Raw genomic sequence first — 22296 nt, 5'->3', positions numbered from 1 at the left:
AGGAAGAGACGAATGGGACCTTGTTATCCGAGCGAGCGCTGCTGCTCCAAGCCAAAATCACTCCAAAATCTAATCGACTAACAAGCGGGTCGTCTACAAAGCTTGAGCGGCGACTTCTTGAAAAAGTTAATCGGCTTATACCTCTTCATTTGCATAGAGACACGGCGCGGACCAACCTTATCAATACTTACTTGCTGGGCGCTGAGGCGTCCGGGGCGGCAATCGGCCTGAACGACTGCGCTCGTTATCTTCTCGCGCCAAAAGGTGCGTTGTAGAGCAATGCAAAAAGCGCATTTCCACCTTATCAAGTGGGTTGGCCGAGTTCTATGCTGACCCCCTTTCTCAAGAGACCAATAGGCTTTACGGAAGCGGTCTCGGAGGTTGGCGTAAAAGAAACCGCAGGCCGCCTGGTCTTGCCCCGGCCCCAGCCAATAGACGCATGGTCTGACATTGTGTCCGATTTGCGTGGCGCATATGCCGGAGTCGCTATGCCGAAATACGGTCAGGGTAGAATCCATATTGGATCAGCATTCTTGACATTCGCCGCATCGGCATTCATCGCACTTTTACCTCACCAACCTTTTTATGTTAGGTGGATGCGCGGCGATAGACATCGGGATTTTCCACCGTTCAACATTGAGAGCGTGGCAGATCGACCACCTCCAATTCCGATCATTGTCGTTACTTTGAGTGGTGAGCAGGAGACATTTGCAAGATTGAAAGAGCGCAGCGACAAAAACCCTTTGCAATTTGGGCAACGAATGCGAGCCTTCCCTCTATAACCCAGGTACCCGCCGACGAGAAGGATGGCCGCGTCTCACAGACGAGCATCGAACTGGCGATACGTCCTACCGCGCGTAAATCCGTCGCCGGCGCCGGTCGACCCACTATCGAGCCAGTCACGGCTTTACAAAGCGGTCTGCATTTGATGGAAGCGGCTAACCTGATGCAGGCATCGTTAGCCACCGCCCAATCACAGTTTCGCTAAGTGAGATTATTCGCACGGAGCTACTCGACAGTGCGCCAAAATGGCGCCAAAATGGCGCAATGAATCTCGAATCTCGACCTTTAACGGTGTGCACCTTGGATCGTCTGAACCTTCGATTACCGGAAGATACGGTTGAAGCGATTGATGCGGCGCGCGCCCACCGAGCAGGCATCGTTTCTCGTAACACGTGGATTGCAGAGGCGATAAGAGAAAAGCTTGCTCGCGAACACATCGAAGTCAACCTACACAGCGGAGGGCAAAAGTCTCATGGCTAGCTTTTATGAGTTTTTTGCTGGTGCAGGCATGGCAAGGGCCGGCTTGGGTACCAACTGGAGCTGCCTTTTCGCGAATGATTTCGATCACAAAAAGGCGATGACCTACCAGGCTAATTGGGGCACCTCTGGCGAGCTAAAAATCGGCGATATCAAAGAGATTAAGACTGCCGACATACCCGGTGACGGCGACCTCATCTGGGGCTCGTTTCCGTGCCAAGACTTGTCTCTTGCTGGCGGAGGTGCAGGTCTGAAAGGTGAACGGTCAGGCACGTTTTATCCTTTCTGGGATGTAATTAACGGATTGATTGCGGACAAACGTGCGCCCAAAATCATCGCGCTCGAAAATGTTTGCGGTGCCCTCACTTCCCACGGCGGCCAGGACTTCGCAGCGATTTGCGATACGTTTGCTAAAGCCGGCTACCGATTCGGCGCCATGGTCATTGACGCGGCGCTGTTTGTTCCGCAATCGAGGCCGCGGCTCTTTTTTATCGGCGTTAGAAAAGATATCGAGATTGATCCAGCGTTAATTTCGCCCGGACCAATCGAACCATTCCACACGCGTGGGCTCCGTAATGCATTCGATTGCATTTCAGCCAAAACTCAGAAAAAGTGGCTGTGGTGGAATGTACCAACCCCAGCACATCGCAATTCAACGTTTGCTGATCTTATTGAAGAACGCCCCGCAAGTGTCGTCTGGCATACGGCAGCCGAAACTTCTCAGCTTATTGGAATGATGGCACCGATTCACCGGGCGAAGCTCGAGGCAGCGAAGCGTTCTGGTCGAAGGATGGTTGGATGCGTTTACCGGCGCACTAGAGTCGAAGGTGGCGTCAAATTTCAACGTGCGGAGATTCGTTTTGACGATGTTGCCGGATGCTTACGGACGCCGTCCGGGGGATCTAGCAGACAAGTCATTGTCGTGGTTGATGGCAATCGTGTCAGATCGCGGCTGATATCCGCTCGTGAGACGGCTCGTTTGATGGGCCTGGACGAGAGCTATAAATTGCCAAAAAACTACAACGAGGCTTACCACCTCACAGGTGATGGTGTTGCCGTTCCTGTCGTCCGCCACCTCTCCCACCATATCTTTGAGTCTCTCTTGGGTGTTTCGGTCGAAGTTCAGCAACAAGCTGCCGCATGAGTGTTACTCCTTGCGATCAAAATAAGGCGCTGACGGCTAAAATCGAAGCATTTGCCGAGGTATTGAAAACTGAAGCTCACAAGCTCGGCAAGCACGGCCTCGATGAAAAAGATTTCTATAACTCCGGGCTTTTTCGGGGAGCTGTTGAGCGCGTGCGCGGACAATTTTCGGCAACGATGCGCAGCAAGCGCGAGTTTGTCCAGCACGTTCTCAACCACATGGAAGATGGCAAGTTCATCGCCGGATGGGAAAAGACGGAAGATGCTAATCGAAATGATTATTTGGTCAATTTAGCAAGCGGAAAGATAGCGATCATCGACCTTAAGGGTTGCCTTGACGGAAACAACACCAACATCTTTGAGCGACCGGCGATCGCTGACGAGTTCGTCATTTGGAGCATCTGTACGAATCCGGGTGCTGATCCACGACGCAACGCTTGGTCCGGAATACACACGCGTCTGAGCGCAGAAATTTTATCTCGTAATCAACGAGTAGACGGCTTAGTGGTCTGGGACATGATGTGCGGCACCATCGGACGCCCATGCCCAAAGGTTGTCAACGAAGGACCCTCGTCGTCGCGCATGACAGAGGTCGGTCCCTTTAGAACACCGCCGCCTTGCATCTATCTTTTCCCCGCATCCATACCTACTCAAGATGCTCCGAGCGCGAGAGCGCAGGCCCTCTCTTCTGTCGAATTGCTCGGCGCATTTAGTTCCTGCTTTTTTGGAAGAGCAGAAGAACTAAGCTATGTCGACTTTGATTTATCGTCCCGGGGCAGTGGGGTAGTTCGCAAAACAACCGTACGGCGAGCGGGAGTTATCCAGAGAGAATCGAAGATGGTTGCTATCCGTCGCGTCTAAAAGGTAAGCAGTGACTTTATTCGATCCAGACTACGTAAATTTGCCTCCGTTTGAGACTGAGGACCTTCGCGTCAACCTCGTGCGCTTTCTCGACGCGTCGTTTCCCGACCCCTCAGGTACCTTGATAAAGGTCGGGAATTATAAATGGGGTGTTTACGCATTCTTCGACTACGACGGCGAGCCAATCTATGTTGGCCAAACGAACGAAGCATTGCGTACTCGCATTCGACGTCATCTCACTAATCAACGGACCGACGCTGTCGCAATGTCCGTCCTTGATCCGTTTGAGGTTTTCGAAATTGAAGTTTGGCCGCTTCCACAATTCCAAAGGACACCGAGCGGTGACTCTGCTGCCCGACACCATCTCAACACGCTAGAGCGCGTCATCACAGCAAGAGCGGTCGAGATGTCGAAGTTCAAGGTAATATTGAATGAGAAGGATCCTCCACCTGGCATCGATACGACCGAAATCCCTCCCTCGTATCGGGACCGGATAGTTTCGCCAAGGGTGTGGGAACTCAGGTCGCATCCTGATTTTCGGCTTGCTCGCCGCGCGTTAATCATCTCCCGGCTCGCTCAAGTTATTTCCGAGCGGAAGGTTCAGGGCGGGTTGCGGCGCGTTCTACTCGCGCAAGCTCGACGACTTCAATGGTTAGCGCAGCGTAGATACGAAGCGCTGGGCGGCGCAACGTCCGTAAGTAAGGAGGGGAAAGACACCGACGAAGATGTATGATCACGCTGACATCGCCCGACTAAGCTACAAGTGTGAAAATAACATGTTCGCGGGCTTTCAGTCACGAACACGATATTCCAAGTTGTGAACGTCCGTTCTTCGCCACCAATCGCCGTGTCTGACATGAGCGGGTTCATTGAGACCGCAACGTCGTGCGGTCTGCGCACCTCCGGCAGATTCTCGGCGGCCGTTACGGCCTTGATGAGCAGTTCGCGACAGCCGTCCTTCCGGAACATGGACAGTTCTTGCATCTCGCACGGCGCACATCCCCCCAAGCAAACCGGCTCGCACGCTCTCTTGCGATCGTTGCCAATTTGGGGGGCATACTGCAACGCATCGCACATTCACCGCCCGAGGTTCCCGTACCGGAAATTGGTAGCACGATACTGAATGCATGGCTAACGGCAAAATCATGGTCTGAGTTCGGGAACCAAGATTTCGCCAAGAGCGTCGGATGCGATAGCAATGCTCTGAACTAAGCGGCGTGGAGTGTTGAGGTGCTCTAGGAGCGCGAGACTAGGCAGTCGAGTGCGCTAAACACAAGGCTGCCAAAATCTTTGCTATAAAAACGTACGTTCTAAATTCGTTCGTAAATGAAAGCTATATTCGATACTAAACCGACTTCATCGTACGACGACGATACGTCGCAGCATTACCATTTTCCTCGGCGCTATCTTGCCACCGTCGAAAAGTGTGTCGGCGACTGGATCATACTTAGAAGACCTCGCGCAGATGGTGGAGATCTGGCTTATTTCGCCACGGCTAAGGTCACGGCGGTCAAGCCCGACACGAGCAAGGCTGGCATGAGCTACGCCTTTTTGGCCGACTACCTACCGTTCGACGCTCCAGTGGCATGGATGAGTAAGGGTGCGTACGCAGAACAAGCTCTCCGCGCATTGCCGAAAGCCGAGGTAGGCGTTTACCTGCGAGGGCGTTCGGTCCGTCTTTTGGATGAGGAAGACTTCATCGTCATCGTTAGTACGGGTCTCTTTCAAAGTCTTGGCGATTTTCCGCGCGTACTTGCAGAAACTGTTACCAACACCGAAGGCGAAGCTGAAGAGCGGATATGGCGCATCGAGACAGCCCTTACCAATAGGATTGTCCGGGATGCCAATTTCAGACGTTCTGTATGCCTAAGCTATGGTCACCGCTGCGCCATCTCAGGCCTCCGCATAACTGACCATTACGGGCGATCGGAGGCCCAAGCGGCGCATATTTGGCCAGTTGCTGATGGTGGTCCAGACATAGTGCAGAATGGACTAGCGCTATCCGCAACGGTGCACTGGCTATTCGACAGGCATTTGGTGACGTTGTCGGACGATTACCGCATCACCTCACATAGGGACAAAATACCCCAGGAGCTTCGATCCCTCTTCGTGAAAGAAGGCGAGATTATTCATCTTCCCGCAAAGCGTGAGGACTGGCCAAATCCGAAGTTTCTTGCAAGGCATCGCGAGCTTTTTCGTTTGCGTGAAGAGCCTACCAGTTTCGCGTTGGACGTAGACCAGGCGGCTACCGGCTATGCAAAATAGTAGTAACCATCCAAGTTTATGCCTAGCCTGCAATCTCGCTCTCATTTCCGCAACGGGCTTTCTAGCGCTCTCCGAGCTCTGTTCAACGGCATCCGGACTTCGCAAAAAAACCGGCCGTTTTCCTTCGCTATAGCGCGCGAGACGCTACAGCGAGGGGCCGGATGGCCGCAGCCACGTGAGCGAAGGCCGCAAGGGACCATGCTGCGAGATCAATCTCACACCCGGCGGAGTGGCGGAGCGGCTATAACTTCGGGGATGCGGTTCACCATGCATGCGGCCGAGGTGTGCACTCCGTCCGCGCGGTCGACCCGGATGTTTGATGACGGTCTTCCGTCGACCGCCCACATCAAGTGTTCGGCCTCGCCCTCTGCCAGGATGCGCAATTCGATATGCGCGCTTGCCGTTGGACCTGCGGCGGTTTCGACTGACGCGACGATCCTTAGGCCAAGCGAGGTGCCGGGGTCTAGCAACCTATTCAGAATGCGGCACCACACTGGTTGATCGGATAGCACCGGCTCGCACCGTTCGACCACGTTCGTAATGGTGAAGCCAAACGCGTGCATCACGTGGTGCGGAATGCCTTTGTACAATTCACCTAGTTGGCCAGGCACTTTGGTCTTTGGTCACCTTTTGCGCAAACTCGGCTTGCGTCATGTCCACGCCATCGGCTCGCATCATCCGCTCATTCGCTCATTCGCTGGCTCAGCGTTTGTGAGGCTGTGATGTTTGAGCGAGCGAAGTTCACTGCAAGGCCCTGCTATTAGGAACTATTAGGATGCCCGGCCAGATACTCGAGAAGTCCCAGATACCGGTGACCGTGAACGTGACACTGCCCTGCTTGGCCAAGGCGTCGATCTTCTCGGCCAGTTTCGGACCAGCGCCATGTGGGAAGTAGGAATGGGAACCGTGGCAGATAACGTTGATGCCAGCGCCTGGAAGACGTTGGTAGGCCATCAAGTTCAGACTCAGCCTTTCAGGCTGAACAACGAGCGCGATGTCCGCCCCTAACGCGGCATAGTCGGTAACTTCGCAATCCTAAACAAGATCGCTAGATCTTCGTTCAGACCAGCGAGGCGTCCTAGATCATGTCCGATCTTGGGACGCGCACGGTTAACGGCCGCGACGATCGGCCATCCTTTTTTAGCCAGGATGCGAACTGCCTCCATGCCATAGAAGCCAACGCCATAGATCATGTTCCGGGGCTTGCATCGAACTTGGTCTTGAGTGTCGCTGTTCCCACGTGCGGTCAGGTTCGTAGAGGGTGTCTTCGACGGGTGAACAAAGGTCTTAAGCATCGCGAATTACGCAAATATTGTCATAGGGATGTTCGCCACGAAGCTGCGAGACGCATCGGTTAATGACATTTTATTACTTGCACAACGATGACAAGACCCTAAAAAAATCCGGCAGTGACACCGCTGTTGCGAGCGATGTCACTGCCGGGATCTGCATAATACAACGGCCCTTCAAACTGAAGAAGCGTTGTTGGAAATTTTTGCTAGCGCTCTCAAGGGACGACGTTCCAGATTAAAGGTATCGACATATTTGAAGGTGCAGGACCAGTCGTCTGCAAGCAACGCCTTCATGTTAGCCTCATCAATTCGCCAAAGCGGATGCACGACGACAATTCTCGCCGTTTCATTGCCCTGCAGATCACTCTCAATGAGGCATGGTAACCCTGAACGCGTTAGCGACTCGTAGGCAAGTGCGCCTTTACGCATATCGGTCACCGTCTGCGCTATCTCATGGGCCCAGTTCATCCAGCCTTTGATTTCCGGGTAGTCGCGATCGCTTGCATCGAGCCCGCAGCTATAAGATGGAAGCGTCATTGCTCTTAGATAGGATAATCCTAAACGCCAATCAAGGAGACCGTGATATCGACGATTGCCGTAACGCTGAATGCAGCGATAGCAAGATGAGCGGCAGCGTTCCGCATGCGCTCCGTCATGGTCTATCTTAAGAAAATCTTGTAGCGGCCACGCAGACTCATTGGCTAGGATTGCACTTAGCATCTCAACAATCTGTGGTGGTCGGCCAGTACTAACCGACTCACCGAGCCGACGACAAAGCCCAGACCCGTTGATTAGCGCGTCGGCCATCTGGAGCATTGGACGCCCCGAACGCAATCGAGGTTCCAGCGCCTCGAATTCTTCGGCGGAGACGTCGAGCTCTAGTGCCGCTTTCTGTACAAGAATTTGAGTCGCGCTAATTGCCGCCGCCCGGGTCGGAAGATGCGACAAAGGTCCGAGGCGAGCCACCATATCGAGCGTTAAGCGTTGATCGAATTCTCGAAGCTCGAGATATAAGGCCTCGGTTTTTTTCTTTGAAACTAACCCGAATCTCTCGCGCGAATTCGGCTGTACTGCCCATCGGCCATTGCGTTGCTTCTCCAAGAAGGCGGTGTCGATTGCCTGATCCCCGCTTATCGTAATCGGGCGAGTGCCAAATGGGGTAGGAACCGCGTTGTCTTCGGCAATGTCAATATCGAAGCGTAGACCAACCTCGTCTTCCCCCAGTACGCCGTCATTCAGTTGCATGATGGTCGCGTCTGCACCACGCCTAATCGTTATTCCTCCCCAATCGATCCGTTCCCCTTCGTGTAACACGGTTGCAACAGTACGGACGGCCATTCGACCTCCATCTTCAAAATCACTCTTCGGATGGAAGTCCGTTCGGAAGGCCGCCGGCGTCACGTAGAGTTGAAAATGGTCAGCTTCAATTTGCTCACCACAATCGTCGCAGGTCAACGCAGCCGGTGGCATATGGTCGGTATGCTTCGCGGAGCCGCACATGCGGCATACCGCTACGTAGTTTTCGGACTCCTTCCAGTATGAAACTGTTCGCACCTCCGCGGCACCGCCTTTGCGCCGCTGTGGTTCGGTCAGAGCTCCCGTGAATCCGACAACGCGATGTTTAAGCTTATCTTTGACCAATATCGAACCTGGTGCGAATTCAAAGACGGCAAGATCTAGGTCGCGGTCCATCGTCGACCATTCATAGTCCGAGGAAGAACCATCGTCGTCTGATCGCAGTCCCAGATAGAGTTCACGGACGCGAGTCGGCATTCCGTACATGGGCAAAAGCCCTTGCTCGGCAAAGAAACGAGCCAATCCGAACGGTGCGCTAGGAGCTTGCGGCTTGAGCAAATCGATCTCGCGCAATATCTCGTCGACGGATGTTCGTGAAAGTAATCGTTCGCGTTGGTGAGAATTGAAGGTCGCTGTTTGCAGATAGTTGTCGCGGTGTCCAATCGTATTTTCGAGCGCATTTCGCAACCGGGCGGGCCAATTCCCCGACAAATCAAAATAGTAGTCACCTGTCGTAACGTACTCCCCGTGCACATCGGGTGGAACAAGCAAATCGCCAGGATATAAAAGTCCCTTCGCTTTGCACTCTTCGCGTAGTTCCGAGAATGCGGCCCGGAGCCAAACTTTTCTGAGTAACCGAAGCGGAATCGGATCGTGACTGACGGCAAGAAACGGAGGCGGAGGCGCGTCGCCGGTTATGGCGGAGGGATGAGCGAAATAATATGCGTCGTGGCTGCGGCCTCGGCAGAAGGTCACAACGAACGAAAAAGCTTGCCCCCGACGACCAGCGCGACCAACTCGTTGTTGGTAGTTGAATCGCTGAGGCGGCATGTTTCCCTGATAAACGCTTTGCAATGCACCGATGTCGATACCGACCTCCATTGTCGTCGTGACAGACAACATATCAATCTCGGAGGCCAGTCTTTGGATATCACTTTCACCGTCCACGAAGATTCCCTTAAATCGACGTAGTCGGGCTGCGAAATCGTTGGTCTGCCCAGTAAGTTCTTCTACCCTGAGCCTAAACCTGCCCACATTCTCGTCGTCGCTTCGAACGATGCGTCTCGCAAGAAAGTTAGTTTTCCAAAGCTCTTGAACCGTGCCTGATGGCTCTGATACGAGGTCTTCAGCACAACGAGTGCATCGCCTTAAGCCCAAGTGCATGTGAACTCGGCCACAATTCTGACACCTCCAGAACGGATCGTTTTCTTTCGCCACCTTCAGATACAAGTCGCCAATCTCAAACAATCCGCTCTTGTGACCTTTATCTGACAAACGTTGAAGAACCGAAGACAGTCCGTCGACGTAATCAAGATTACCGAAGATTTTTTGAGCAAATCGAATTGTCCGCTTGTGCTTAACGTCATTTCCTGATGTCCACTCTACAAGGCGGTCGTGATCTACAAACTTGTTGTTCCTGACCCGCGTTGCGCTTGCGAACAGGCGTAGCCAGGCATCAAGCTCATCTATCTCATTTCCGGATTCGCTCGAGGACGACGGATAGGCGAGACCTGTCTCTTCTAATGCAAAGAACGTGTTTGCGAAGATAACGTCGTCTGTTAATTCGTATTGCTTTTCAAGCAATTTTCCGTTTAGAGTCGCTCTCGATGCATGGGAGAGAGTTCCCGAAAAAGAGTATCCGTTCTCGTTTTTTTCAAAAAGCCGATGCCATGGCTTACGTTCGAAATTTTCCAGTCCTGCTTCATCGAACGGGTGGATCCCCATTCTGATGAATTCGCCCACGAGATCGCCGACTCTTTGGCTTCCGTCGTCGTTTTGGAGCAATTGGTTGAGTCGGACCTTGGAGCTATGCCTGGAAGAGCCACCGCCCTGTTTTGCGAACTGACCTGCCAGCTCACCCATCTCTTTTTGCTTGTTCGCGATCGCGAACTGTTGAAAACGCGCGGTGAATTCTTCGGCCGTCATCCATTCGTCTGCGTTCCTTCTTACCGCCTCACGAGCGACGGAGACAAGCACTTCTCGACGGAGGTCTCTTAGGTGCAAACGCTCAACTTCCAATGCTTGATTCGCTGCGTCTTGACGACTGTCTGAAAATACGATGCCCTTCGGCTCTGCGCCAATCGCGTGTAGCAGCTCGAACAGCTCGGTTGCGACGAGCTGAGAGGCTTTTGTCACACCGGTCCTGAATGCGCGGATGGGGGAGCGAGACCGGCTCGACGCTGGTCGATTGGAATAGTCAGTCCCACACTTTGGACAGCAGAACGGTTGCGCTGACGGGCGTCTTACGACCTTGCCCTTCTCGGTCACAGCCGAGTCGTTTTGAAAATACAAATATCCACCGATGTTTCCCTCGGGGATAGGAATGCCTCGCCTTACGACCCCTGTTTCAGGATGCAAATGAGCCATCTCCCATTTGTCGAAGTCCTTTTCAGAAGGTGCCCAATCACTACGCCTTGGCCAAAAAACTGCGAATTCGTCCAACTTCATGCTGTCGTAGTATTCCGACGCAGCCTTTTCGGGTAGATTTTCCAGATCAGCTGACGCCGGCAGCAATTCCGTGGCGGCAGTAGATGCACTCTTCTGACCGCGCTGTCCCCCGATAAAGAGGTCGCCGCACGCTTCACAGTAAAGCAACTCAAAGAGTCGCTTTCCACGCTTGGTATCGTCTGAGCGTGCCGCGTGCGAAATGCCTCGCTCAACGGTCAGATTGATAAATTCGACTTTCCCACCGACTTCTTGGGGAGAAGCAAACAATCCTTCAATGTTCCTGATAAATGTGTGAACTCGGAAGGCCGGCGTTTCGGCCGAGATCCGTGCGGACCAAAGATCCGATTCAGGCAGCGCGCGCGCGAGCATCAGACCACGTAGCGCGGTAGCACGCTCACCAACTTCGTCACCGAAGATACTCTTCGCTATGATGTCAGTGGCGGTAGCTCGAACGCCCGCGCCGTCCCTACATGCCTGCGTTAAAACCGTGGCGGCGACCACCGCGAGCTCTTTTACGACGTCCTCTATTGTTTCGCTTACGATGCCAACTGCACGCGCGGCGTCACGGATGGGCTGGTCAAGCTGTTGGCTATCCTTAATTCGCCCCACAAATCCGTCTGCACCGATTGCCGCGGACTCGTAAAGTTTTGCGAATGGGCTTGCGTCGAGTTTGCCTTTTGACCACTCAGGAACTGATGCAACACCTCGCACAACACAATCGGCCCAAAAATCTGGCGACGTTGATCCCGCGTCCAAGGCATTTCGACTCGTTCCAAAGGGAGCGAATAGGTCACGCAAATATGTGCGCGATTGTGTGCCCCTATCACCGTCCATCGGGAGCGACGCCGATGACGCAAGGATTCTAAGCTTATAGCGGTGCTCCGGAGCATCCAAGCCTAGGCGCTCAATAAGCGCCTTGATGAGGAATGCAACCTCGGTCCCCGAGGAGCCTCTTACAAGATGCAGTTCGTCAAACACCAGGTAGAAATAGGATTGGTCGCCCGAGAGAAGCCAATCGCGCGTTTTAGCGAAGATAGGATCTTCTACCTCGCGTGAGAGCATTGCCCCAAGCATCGACGCATTCGTTACCAATATGTCTGGAGGTGCCTCTTGCATGTCCCAGCGCGAGGACATTTCACCTCCGTCCGCGGACGGGAATATGTATCGTGTGAGATCCGGTCTTCGATCTCCGCTTTCTTGCGACTGTATCCTTTGCCGTTCGTCATGCGTTCGAGCCGCGGACTGGTTACGCTCGATTTCATGCATGGCCGCACGCAGCTTAGTTCCCCGACGGGAGCGTCGTTCCTTCTCTTTTTTATCAGACGCGAGTCGCGGATGGGTCTCATGACCCGTCACCGGCGTTGCGCTGGTGTATTGACCAAAAAATATCTTATTTCCCAAGAACCGATCGGCCATTACATGTCGCGCGTCTTCGGAATCCAAAGTTCTTCGTAGACGAACCATTTGGTCCTCGACTAGCGCATTCATGGGGTATAACACCAGCGCTCGAATTGCCGCAGGACGCGTCTCGCCTGCTCGCCTCCCGGACCATTTGGAGCCTGGCTTTTTCCACCAGTCATCTTGAAGGTATTTATCGTGGGGCGCTTTCCAATTAACCGCTTCATTCGCAAGCGCAGCAAGCACGGGTAGCATGAAACTTTCGGTTTTTCCTGAACCGGTGCCTGATGTGACGATGCCGGGACGACCGGATTGCAGTCCACGCGCGAGCATCTCCACTTGATGCCGGTAGGGTGCGTAATTGGACCGGCGTCGGATCGGCCCGTCTTGATCCTCTCCTTCGAACAACCCGGAAAGCGCTAGTTCCGCAAACGCGCAGCGGCCCTCGCCAGAAAGAGGGGCAAGCGGCCCGTCTGCTCGTGCCGCCATTTCCTCAAGCTTCTCTTCATGCGATTCATATCGAAGGACAGGTTCTAGATACGGTTCAGTAGCAAGAACGTTGACCGTTTCCAGGAGGGTCCGTCGATGATCGGCGGCGTCGGCGTCGGAGATGCGGAAGTTCGTCTCAACGTAGGAGATAAAAAAGTTCTTAATGCGGGCGAAACCGCCGATTGGATCAAGCACCTGTATTTCCTCGGGAAAGTAACGAGAGCGATGAATTACCGCGCGACTCTTCTTGTGCGAACAACGCTACGACGGATTTTGCGGCCGACTCTGCGGCACTTGAACTAGTTAGGCGCATTGCCTCTAGGGCGGCCCGAGCTGCTCGGATGGCAGTGTCGATATCGAGATGTGCCGTGATCGAGCCAATCGCACCCACCCCCGGGGCGATATCTACTATCCACTCCGCTGGCCGAACCTCGCGAAACAGTGCCGGTCCCAATAACGCTGGCGAAATCGCGGCGGCATTCGGAACTATAGCTTTCCGAATATCCAGCTGCACGCCTTCGTCACCAATCACTTTGGCTTCCTCGCACGCGCTGTCTCCGACAGTAATGCAGACGAAAAAATGTCGAGGCAACTTGCCTCCGCGCGCGTTATCCGCAAGAGCCGGGTACCAAAATCGCGCGCCGGATGCTTCCGCGTTTTCAATGACCGCCAATACGGTGACCGGATTCTCTCCGGATGACATCTCCAGCGCCTGACCAAGTGTCGTTGACACATGTAATCCAGCGCGCGTCCATAGATCTTCAAAACAGATCATTGTTGGGTCAGCGACCAACCTTGCCGACCTACCCGAAGAAATCAGCGCTTCCGCTATACGGATGAAATCTTTGGCCTCTGGACCAGTCAAAATTGGGACATCTCCAGCCATGATCAGCGCCACAAAGTGAGCCATGAGAGTTTTTCCCGCGTCCGTCAAGAGCACGCAAGCGTCAATGACATCGCGTATTTGCGAGCCTGCTACTGGATTTGCACGGTGGGGAAGGTTCGCCGTAACGTATCCCGTTGGCTTCGCCACTTTCGTTAATGCCTTTATCGCGCCTTCCGCCATCAACGCTTCCTGCAATCTGGTCGATGCTATAGCGTGCAGATCCGTTAGTGCCCTGAGCTGTTCCTCAATGTTCCTTTCTTCGAGCGTAAGCCGATCAATACCCTCTTTAAGAAGAGAACTTTGCTGTGACATCGCTTCAATGTCTTGGCCTAAGGATTTCTTAACCGCTCGCAAATCTTTGTCGATAAGCTTCTCTTTCGCGGCTCGCATTTCGGCAATTTCTTTTTCGACTTCTCCGATCGCCGCTTCGTGCTTGGCTTCAAGAGCCGCCTTCGCTTCTTCTTCATATGTTGCCAACTCTTTTCCTAGATCTACGAGTCGCGCTTTGCGCGCGTTGGTGAGCTCGGCGGCAAGCTCTTTCTCCGCGCGTGCGCGAATTAACGAACGTTCTTCGTCGGCAATCGCAGCTATCTCTTCGTCGATCAGAAACGCAACGGAAGGCGTCGCTCGCAGCGCGTTAGCGTAAGCTCTGAGCAACTGTTTGTTTGCTAACAATTGCTTTGCGAGCTCTCCGGACCGTAGCGCTTCATGAGCTTCCGCCAAATCTGACCCGTTCACCGATAAGCGACCGTTTCGCCTATCGGAATACAGTTCGAGCCACTTGATTATTTCGTCAATACGTACGTCGTTCGCTCCCGATAGCGCTTGGACTATGCGTGACACATGTCCATTGTCCGGAGTCCAGTCGTAGACTGCGATCGAAGGCGCATCCGGGGCGATGCCGTACAGCGACACCTCTGTCCCAACGTCGGGCATTTGAATCTGGCACTCCGCATCAAATGCGAATACGGTTAAGGCGACTGTGTTTGCCGCAAGCCGCATGACGTTTCCGGCGCGAACCAGCTCTACCTTCGTGACCGCGTCTTCTCGGGTGCGAACGATCCAGGACCCTGTGTTTCCAGAAATAGGCAGTCCGTCAACTACTAAAACCCGGCGAACGTCGTCTAAGGACGATAGATGTGACAGGTCAACAATGGGGAAAAGGCGCCAATGATGAATGCCCCTCCATTGCGCGCGGCCACCTAGTCCTATCTTTGAAACTTGTAGTGCGACCCAATCATGCAAGCGAATTGATTTCGTTTCGGCACCACGTATCTCGACCTCTCCCGATTTCGGAAAAAGCTTTTGCGGATTGTCGATTGCGGTCCATACGGAATCTGTGCGGCGGACGGTAATCGCGATATTCGCGATGATATCGTGTCGATTTGTGCACCGACCGGCGTAGACCTGTAACGATGAGTCCGTGGGCCGGTTCAGCCTATTGTCGATCATAAAATTATTTTTCCATTGCGCCAAACAGGCCGAGTCCGCCCCTCAGAACGTCGAGACGCCCCAAGTAATCGCGTTGCCGATATCTCACTAACCGTTTCGATGCTTTCAATACACCTCGGAAGCAGCCGCCTTAATAGTTGCACATCTTCGTTTGCTGACGGGTAAGCGTAGACGCCCTCTACGATACCGGCAGTCCGCATCTGTCGACGTCTTAAATCGTTCGCAAGTGCGTCAGGAAGGCCTCCGTCATTTGCAATACGAACAAGCACTTCGCCTCGTTGACGAAATAGAGGAATGCCTGCCGCCGCATGCGCCGCCACTATCGCCGCGGTACGAGATAGATATAGAACAGTCCGGTTGTCACTCGCCACCTTGAACAAGTCGTGGTCTCGTCGGGAAACGTGCACGAGACGAGACAGTGTTGTTGTTCCAGGTTCAATGGGTCGACTTAGAAATCGCTTCGCTCTCCAATCCCAGAAATCGGCAGGCTCGTACGCTAAAGCCAGACGTTCCGTCTTTTCAAATCCCAGGGGATAAGCCGAGGCAAACGCGGGCCGCGTGACGATCGGCCAGTCCAGGCGTTCCGCTATCCTCTCGGCCGAAACATCAACCGCGCCGAACGTGGGTGGGGACCATGGTCCCACGCCTAAGCGTCGGAAGCATGTCCCGCCCTCCGCATCAACAATTGAGCGAAAGCTATCCACGAGGCTTTCACACACGGCGCCTTCGATAACAATTAAGGTTCCGGCATCCGAGGGAACGACAAGAAGATGCGGTGCAATCAGAGTCCAATTCCGGCCTCGCCATCCGCCTCGCAAGCGAGGCTCGACAAGCCCCGCATCGTGCAAAATTCGTAACAAAGACCAGCCGTCGAGGCTGTCGCAGGCTCGCACTAGTAGCTGGATCAGAGCCGCCTCTTCCCATCCACTAGCGCCGTCGGCATACAAAGCTTCGATCAAATCCCCACACTCGATCTCACCTTCTTCCCAAGTGAGCGGATGATTGATTCCGATCGAGCGCAACGCCTTGGACTCAGAGGGCCAATCCTTCAAAAGATCAAGCCGATATCGAGCTCCATCCGCTTTTGCATGTGGAGTTGCTTTTGATGTGAAGGCGAGTCGAAGACTCCACTGGGGCTGAGACTCACCGTGTACAAGTGCCGGCCGAATGGTGAACGATCCGTTCAAGCTTCCTTCGGACGAAAATTGCCCGTCTGCAGATACACGTAGTTCCGATTCGCGATCATTCGACGTAACAGCGAAGCGTTCCGTGTCGGAGTCGAGCCGGGGAAGGAAGCGAGGTCTACCGAGCCAAGCGCCTCCAACCCGGATTCCGTCAGATGCCGATGTTCGAAAGACGTGGTCGTTTGAGGAGGTAAGCAGGCGAGCTGAAATGAGCGCGTCTACGGCCTTCCTTACCGAAATTGGGTCGGAGGTGACAAGCCATTTCTTCTCTGAGCGTAGCGGCCCCAATCGAGTACCGATCTTCGCTTCATGGCTCAAGGCTAAGGCGACATAGATACCGGTATACGATTCGCGAGGGTCCGTTTCGATAGACCAACGACCAAGGCCCGAAGCTCTAAAAAACAGGATTCCCTTTTTAACGCCCGTCGAGAGATTTATGCTCTGAGCTGCCTTTTCGCCGACTAAAGCGTCAGTTAGATTTTGATAAGCTCGCCCATCTTTAACGCCTTGATCCGGGCTGACGAAGAGACGACTTCCGTCCTCCTCGAATAACATGTCAATTTCAACCGCCACCCCTTGTTTAGCATCGCCGTTGTTAGATACTCGGCACATCAACCGCCAAAAACGATGGTCGGCGAGCGCACGCCGCTGTTTGAAATAGGCGTCCCTAAAGTCCTCGAACGCTCGGTTCAATCCCCACGATATATGCTTGTTGAGTCGATAATTGTCGAATAAGTTTATTGTCGCGAGCGGCCTGTCTCGAACTGTCGGGTGGTCTGCAATGAACTGTCTAAGCGCCCGAGCATCCGATCGATTTGGAAATGATAACCGCCGCGTATACCCTATGTGAGTCCATGCGCCCGGATCGGGGAGGACCACCCGTCTATAGGGCTCACCGAGACTCAACCTGAGATTTATCCAGTCGCGCAACATCTCCCACATGCTCGCAATACCTTTGAGTTGAGGAAAACTATTGTCGATGTCGAGCCATTTAGCGAGTTTTTCGCGAAATGCGCCTACTCCGAGATCTTCGCCGTCGAGCATGCTGTCGACGAAAAGCGTCGCGGCAAGATAAACGAAGCAACAGGGTACGTTTGCATTCGAAACCCGCTGCGATTGCGTCGAGAGCGATGTTACGAGAAGTGGATCGCGGTGAAGCAGTTTTTGAAATGCGTCAACGACAGCGGCTTCAGAATTCGGGGGCGCTCCTAGCGCATCCGCCAGAGTCGTCGCCGTTACTTCGAAGGAACGAATGTCAGTCGAATCGCCGCTGTCATCGACCTTTAAAAACCGCTCAACTAAATGCTTTTCCCACGCGTCGAACGTGATTGGTGGCTGCCAAGTCATTATTTTTAGAGCACACGGTTGTCCTGCTGTCTTTTAACTCCGTCATCTGACGCCGCTCTCAGTCCGGCATCGATCGCCCCAAATACTCTCGTGAATTGCGATGCAACCTGGCAATCCATTTCCAGATAAAACGTTTAGTCCAAATCCCGCGCACGTCTCACGCGCGCGCGTCTCGAAAGCCAGCTCGGTCACTTTCCTCGATTTTCTTCCGCAGAATTTAGTGTAAGACTAAGCCGGCGGGCTGTCGATGCGTCCATGTCGAATAGGGACGAAACGGGATATTGGGATCCCGATCGACCAACGAGACACGTATGTTCAAACGAAGCGTAAGACTACCTCCATTCCAGTTATCGGCAGACATGCCGGAAACTTAAAATAAGCTCAGCGCGTGAGGATCGCCTCGACGGCCAAGAGGCTCATTTATTCAGGCGGTAAGCACTTTGCAAAATCGAGGCTTGGACGCCGCCGAACCGATAGAAGCTCGCAGCCGCAATGGCTTATGAGCGCCCTTGGTCAAGATGGTCGATCTAGGCGATGCCCGTGAGGCGGCAATCTACGGTTGCGCCAAAAAAATCACCCGGGCGTACAACAAACGGCACCCTTGCATTTTGACTTCTTGGTCCAATCGCCCGGCGACTGTCGAGTAGTTGCCCCCTCGGGTTTACAGTTATTCGATACCTTGCAACATTGGCGCAATTTATGGCCTTGTTGACTTTTGCGTTTGGCCGGACAACTAGCCGCGTCACCGAATCGAAAAACCTCTTCGATCAGCAGCCCCTTTACAAAGATGATGACCGACGAGTCACGCCGAAAGATCATGCAGGCGGTTCGTTCCACGGACACCGCCCCGGAATTGTTCGTGCGGCGTCTTTTGCACGCGCGAGGCTACCGGTTTCGGCTGCATCGTAAAGACCTGCCTGGATCGCCGGACATTGTCTTCCCGGGCCGCCGAAAAGTGATCTTCGTGCATGGCTGCTTTTGGCACAGTCACACTTGCCGCCGAGGCGCAAGGATCCCAAAAAGTAACACGCTCTATTGGTCTCGTAAGGTCAGTAAAAACCAAATTCGCGACCAAAGAGCCGTCACTGCGCTCGAAGCGATGGGATGGGAATGCTTAATTTTGTGGGAATGCGAGCTGACCAAGACCGGATATGACGTGGTATCCATTAAGGTGGAAAATTTTTTAGAGGGACGCCCCCTCTAAGATTGAGCCAAGTATAAGACGGATGACGCGTCGTCGAGCTCCTCGGTGAGGATTTAGATCCTAGACTCATGATTCGCTCTGTTCGTAAAATAATTTGGAGCCGATCGGCCCGCGGAAATGGACCGCTACCGCAGGGCTCGACCGCGAGCTTTTTAACTCTGACGCCACCCATTCCGGATGAAGCGACAGGCCACGTCCAATTCATTCAGCGACGCTTTATCCTGAACGGCAAACGCATTGTGCATTAGCTGTTGACGACGTCCTTAAAGGCTTTCCCCGCAGTGAACTTCACCGTTTTGGCCGCCGCGATCTGCAGAGCCTCGCCGGTTTTTGGATTCCGACCGGTGCGAGCCGCACGTGCACCAGTGCCGAACGAACCGAAACCGATCAACTGAACGGTATCACCGGCAACGACCGCGCGGATGATGGCCGCAAATACTTTATCGATTGCTTCATTAGTGGACGCCTTGCTCGCGCCGGTTTTGGCTGCAACGGCGTCGACAAGTTCTTGTTTGTTCATTTAATTCCCTTCACATTAATCAAACTGGCATAAACATCCGGCAAATGCATGATCCCCACCTTACCGAACACTCGCTGCGACGCAAACCAACCTGTTGGGACGAACGTGAGTTTGTCCTCTTGAGGGGATTTTCTTGCTCGTAGCTTAGCCATCCGGATCTGAACCACCATTCATTCGACTGCTGTCTCCTTTGTGGGGAACAAGCAAACAGCGGGTTACTCGTTTCGTCCGGATGGAGCGCGCACTTCCGAGCGCCGAGCGTAGTAGCCGGCGACCTCCTCGAGCACGCGCTTCTTTTCGGCCTGCACGTAGATCGACGTCGTTTGCAGCGACGCGTGACCCAACACTTTTTGGACGACATCGACCGGCACCTCGTCGGCGACCGACTGGGTACCAAAGGTGTGACGCATCGCGTGGGCATTCACGGAGCCCAGGATCACGCGCTCATCCAAACTCAGATCATCCATGGTCTCGACGATGATCGTCAACATGCGTGAGATCAGGCGGTTAATTCCGTCGGCCGAATAGCCCTGCTCGCCTTCGGTGCTGCGCTGATGATGTTTGACGCGTGAGGCGGGCGTCTGGGGGATGGCGACCGGCGACAACAACGGCGCGGACGGATTGAGCAGATCCGTCCGCGCCATGAAGTCGCGCCCCCTATCCGACCAGTGCGCTTTGAGCGCCTCGAGCGTCGAGACGCTCACCGGCACCGTCCGCTCCTTGTTGCGCTTGCCGACGACAGTCAGCTCCCACACCGGCCGTTCGAGCGTACCGTAGATCGACACCCGCAATTTGCCGCGCTGCGCATCCGCGGCTTCTTCGCGGCGCAGGCCCGAGTCACCCATGAGCAAAAGAGCTGCGCGAACCACGCGCCACTGCACCGCAAGCTTGGTATCGCCGTCCATGTCGGAGCGTGTATCGAGCTCATTGCGAAGGCGCCGCCACAGGTCCGCCGGCAACGCACGATGGATTTGCATCGCCGTCTCACGCTGAACGATCTTCGGATCGTTGACCGCTTTCCAGGGATTGCCCGCGAGGTAGCGGACGTCCACCAGCCAAGTGAAGGCCGCACGCAGCGCGCGCACGGCATACCGCTGCGACTCGGGCGACAGATTGTCAGAAGCGAATGGGCGCCAACGTGGCGAGTTGCGGCTGAACCGTTCGCCAACAAAACGCGGATCCGGACTTTTCAAGAAATCCTTGTACGCCTCGCAGTCATTAACCACCAGCGAGCTCAGCGCCTTGCCCCGCACGACCACTGACCACAAGAGAAAGCGCTCGACTTCCTTGGTGTAGGCCCGCAGCGTTTTCGGCTGATCGCGGTATTTATTCAGGTATGCGCGCACGGCTTCAAGGTCGTGGCGCGCCTGGATATAACAGAAGGCAACCGAGCGGTTTTCACCTTCGGCGCCCGACAGCGTGTGCGGCACGGCCATCCGTTCGAGCGGCGCTAGGGTGAGCCGATCCGACAACCTCTTCTGAGGTTTTTCCGACTGCCCTACCCCATCCCCATCAGTCAGAACCGGTTCGGCCGGCCACACCTGGACGACTTCATCGGCGACCAGCGGATCGCGCGTGTCCACGTCGGCGTCGACGCGCAGTTGGATGTGCGATTCGTGCCGGCGCAGCCAAGCCACGACGACGGCCGCGCGCCCGGCTCCGATGCGCGGCACCGAGCGCCACCAGCTGCCGCCGCGCCGATTGCAGAACGCGATCAATTCGCCAATCGTTGTGATCCCCTCCCCTTTCAAGCGCGATGCGATGCGCGGGCGAAACCATCGTCCGATCGCGTGGTTCGCCGCGGGGGAAGCTGTCGCCAGTGCCGCTGCTTCAGTGACCATCCGAAACGTCACCGTGGTGAGCTTTGGCTGCCCGTGTTTCTTGATCGACGAGCGCAGATGTTCCGCAAGCGCGGCCGACCCGTGCTCGATCGCCACCTTCACCAGGCCATCAAGCATGGTGCGAAGGTGCCGGTCCATCGCCGAGGGCGTGGCCGCGAAGCTATCCTCATCGACGTCGTAGTAAGTACGCGCGATGATCGCCGGCGTGACCCGTTGCACATACGCGCGCACCGCCGCGAGATCCTTCGCGGTGTAGCCGTAGGTGAGCGTGAGATTTTCAGCCACGCTTGCCTCGGGTCGACTTTGGGCCGCCCGGTGGCTGCGGTCGGAATCCTGACAGCACGCCGTTCGCTTCTGCGAGGAGATCGTCACTGAACGCGAAGGCGATCTGGGTGAATGCCGCGCGGGCCGCACCGAGCATCGTGGCCAGTTGCACATCGGACGCGGACTCGCCCCATAAGACGCGCTGCACTAGCGCCACGCCTCCATGTTGCGCGACTAGTCGCAGTGCATAGCCGAGCGATGCGTTGGTCAGGATCTCGTTGCCGTACGTATCGGCGAGCGCCGTAAGGATTGCCAGCTCTACGCGGTCGGGCCGTCGAGGAACGCGGGGTCGCTCACCCCGCCGAGCCGCCGCGGTCGTACTTGCATCGTCAGTCAGCTCGCCCATGAGGCGACTGGCCGAATCTAAGGCGTGCAGACCCGTCCCCTCCCCTGCACGGAACGCCGAAATTGCGTCGTCCAGGCGCAAGACGATGCGAGCGGTCACCGGATCGACAGGTGCGTCCTTATCGGGCGGGGCTGCGGGCGGTGTCTGGGTCATGAAAACTCAAGGCCTGCAAAGAGGCGCGATGGGAAAATGCCGTATTTTACCTCTCAAATGCAATCCTGATAATACGAGAGAGCAGGCTTGATTATCTTCTAGTTGATTGAATGCAAAGGCTTTTTATGAATCAACGGGTTTGATCTTTGACAGGTTTCCGTGTCCGGAAAACCAGCGTGATTCGACATCGCATTGGCTTATAGAAATTTGTGCCTGGTCGTTTCCAAGCGGGCCGAATGCCCGTAGCCGACCCGCTGCGGCCGGTCGACCCAGCGCGACGTAGAGGGCAGGTTTCAAGGTACAACGGACGCTCGTCAGTCGTATTGGAAGACAGGAGTTCGGCCAAAGCAGACAGTCGAGGAGTGTAG

Annotated in this window: 12 protein-coding genes; 6 read left to right on the top strand and 6 right to left on the bottom strand. The window is 54.8% G+C overall.

All coding sequences use genetic code 11. The annotated features are described in order from the left end of the window. Positions 1 to 1047: 1047 nt before the first annotated feature. The 5 genes from ASG35_RS30880 to ASG35_RS19360 all read left to right on the top strand — a co-directional run bounded on the left by ASG35_RS30880 (position 1048) and on the right by ASG35_RS19360 (position 5529). A complete protein-coding gene (locus ASG35_RS30880; protein WP_082508478.1) occupies positions 1048 to 1263 on the top strand; it encodes a ribbon-helix-helix domain-containing protein in 216 nt (71 codons plus the stop codon). After that, positions 1256 to 2404 (top strand): DNA cytosine methyltransferase, encoded by a 1149-nt coding sequence (locus ASG35_RS19375; protein ID WP_056361216.1) that lies wholly within the window; start codon positions 1256 to 1258, stop codon positions 2402 to 2404. The genes ASG35_RS30880 and ASG35_RS19375 overlap by 8 nt, the downstream gene beginning before the upstream one ends. After that, on the top strand, positions 2401 to 3264 hold the full coding sequence (locus ASG35_RS19370; protein ID WP_056361213.1) for a hypothetical protein: 864 nt from the start codon (positions 2401 to 2403) through the stop codon (positions 3262 to 3264). The genes ASG35_RS19375 and ASG35_RS19370 overlap by 4 nt, the downstream gene beginning before the upstream one ends. A gap of 10 nt (positions 3265 to 3274) precedes the next feature. Continuing rightward, complete coding sequence (locus ASG35_RS19365; protein WP_056361210.1) at positions 3275 to 3997, top strand: GIY-YIG nuclease family protein; 723 nt, start codon at positions 3275 to 3277, stop codon at positions 3995 to 3997. Positions 3998 to 4590: 593 nt separating this feature from the next. Next, positions 4591 to 5529: an HNH endonuclease gene (locus ASG35_RS19360; protein WP_082508477.1), complete on the top strand. Its 939-nt coding sequence runs from the start codon at positions 4591 to 4593 to the stop codon at positions 5527 to 5529. Positions 5530 to 6995: 1466 nt separating this feature from the next. Here ASG35_RS19360 and ASG35_RS19340 read toward each other — a convergent pair. The 3 genes from ASG35_RS19340 to ASG35_RS19330 are packed head-to-tail and all read right to left on the bottom strand — an operon-like array spanning position 6996 to position 17540. Further along, a complete protein-coding gene (locus tag ASG35_RS19340; protein ID WP_056361198.1) occupies positions 6996 to 12866 on the bottom strand; it encodes a DEAD/DEAH box helicase in 5871 nt (1956 codons plus the stop codon). Continuing rightward, positions 12859 to 15009 (bottom strand): hypothetical protein, encoded by a 2151-nt coding sequence (locus tag ASG35_RS19335; protein ID WP_056361194.1) that lies wholly within the window; start codon positions 15007 to 15009, stop codon positions 12859 to 12861. Before ASG35_RS19335 ends, ASG35_RS19340 begins: the two co-directional genes overlap by 8 nt. Then, positions 15006 to 17540 (bottom strand): hypothetical protein, encoded by a 2535-nt coding sequence (locus ASG35_RS19330; protein WP_056361190.1) that lies wholly within the window; start codon positions 17538 to 17540, stop codon positions 15006 to 15008. The genes ASG35_RS19335 and ASG35_RS19330 overlap by 4 nt, the downstream gene beginning before the upstream one ends. 787 nt (positions 17541 to 18327) lie before the next feature. Between ASG35_RS19330 and ASG35_RS19325 the strand changes: the two genes are divergently transcribed. Beyond that, the gene (locus tag ASG35_RS19325; protein WP_056361187.1) at positions 18328 to 18744 is read left to right on the top strand and encodes a very short patch repair endonuclease; all 417 of its coding nucleotides are present in this window, start codon (positions 18328 to 18330) and stop codon (positions 18742 to 18744) included. A 244-nt stretch (positions 18745 to 18988) separates the two neighbouring features. On the opposite strand, the gene ASG35_RS19320 is transcribed toward ASG35_RS19325, so the two are convergent. From ASG35_RS19320 to ASG35_RS32200, 3 genes are all read right to left on the bottom strand, one after another. Next, on the bottom strand, positions 18989 to 19264 hold the full coding sequence (locus ASG35_RS19320) for an HU family DNA-binding protein (RefSeq protein ID WP_056361184.1): 276 nt from the start codon (positions 19262 to 19264) through the stop codon (positions 18989 to 18991). Positions 19265 to 19479: 215 nt separating this feature from the next. Continuing rightward, positions 19480 to 21390: a phage integrase family protein gene (locus ASG35_RS19315; protein WP_056361181.1), complete on the bottom strand. Its 1911-nt coding sequence runs from the start codon at positions 21388 to 21390 to the stop codon at positions 19480 to 19482. Continuing rightward, entirely contained in the window at positions 21383 to 21928 is a 546-nt protein-coding gene (locus tag ASG35_RS32200) for a hypothetical protein (RefSeq protein WP_056361177.1), read from the bottom strand. The genes ASG35_RS19315 and ASG35_RS32200 overlap by 8 nt, the downstream gene beginning before the upstream one ends. Positions 21929 to 22296 lie beyond the last annotated feature (368 nt).

It is taken from the genome of Burkholderia sp. Leaf177, assembly GCF_001424345.1.
Classification (GTDB): domain Bacteria; phylum Pseudomonadota; class Gammaproteobacteria; order Burkholderiales; family Burkholderiaceae; genus Caballeronia.
This window is presented reverse-complemented; position numbering and strand designations above follow the sequence as displayed.